This is a genomic window from Streptomyces dysideae, assembly GCF_001514305.1.
GTDB lineage: Bacteria > Actinomycetota > Actinomycetes > Streptomycetales > Streptomycetaceae > Streptomyces > Streptomyces dysideae.
Genome location: NZ_KQ949210.1, coordinates 1 through 876 on the forward strand (window position 1 = coordinate 1; position 876 = coordinate 876).

Annotated in this window: 1 protein-coding gene and 1 pseudogene; both read left to right on the top strand. The window is 66.9% G+C overall.

Going from position 1 to position 876, the window contains the following annotated elements; genetic code table 11:
• A partial coding sequence (locus tag AQJ91_RS48440; RefSeq protein WP_159054854.1) for a carbohydrate ABC transporter permease occupies positions 1-549 on the top strand: 549 nt, incomplete at its 5' end.
• Positions 546-876, top strand: a pseudogene (locus tag AQJ91_RS48445) (carbohydrate ABC transporter permease); the annotation flags it as partial. The gene AQJ91_RS48440 and the pseudogene AQJ91_RS48445, both read left to right, overlap by 4 nt.

Sequence of the window (876 nt, forward strand, 5' to 3'; positions counted from 1 at the left end):
TGGCTGCTGCCGCTGATCGTGTCGGCCTCCACCTGGTCGTGGATGCTCAACAGTGAATCGGGCGTCGTCAACGCCGCCCTGAACCTCGTCGGCATCGGGCCGGTGAACTGGCTGACCTCACCGTCGTGGTCGCTGACCTCGGTGATCATCGCGAACATCTGGATCGGCGTCCCCTTCAACCTGGTCGTCCTCTACAGCGGCCTGCAGTCGATCCCGAACTCGCTGTACGAGGCGGCGGCCCTCGACGGCGCGAACGCCTGGCAGCGCTTCTGGCGGATCACCTTCCCCCTCCTGCGTCCGGTGTCCGCCATCACCCTGCTGCTCGGGTTGGTCTACACACTCAAGGTCTTCGACATCATCTGGATCATGACCAAGGGCGGTCCGGCGGACTCGTCCACCACCTTCGCCACCTGGTCCTACCAGCTCGGCTTCGGCAACCTCCTGCCCGCCTTCGGACCCGGCGCCGCCGTCGGCAACCTCCTCGTCGTCGCCGCCCTGGTCTTCGGCCTGATCTACGTCCAGGTGCAGAGAAAGCAGGCGCTGTCATGAGCCGAGGCGGCAAGCGCACGTGGGGAAAGACGGCCATCGGCCTCCTGCTGACCGGGACCATGCTCTTCCCGGTCTACTGGATGCTCAACGTGTCCATCACCCGCGACCAGGACATGCGCAAGAGCCCACCCGACCTGTTCCCCGTCAACGGCACCCTGGACGGCTACCGCAAGGTCCTGGACGAGCAGTTGCCCTATCTCGGCACCAGCCTCGTCATCGGTCTGGGCACCGTCGTCCTGACCGTGGCCCTCGCCGCACCGGCCGGGTACGCGCTGGCCAAGCTGCGCCCGCGCGGTGGCGGCTTCCTGAGCTTCGTCCTGCTGGCCG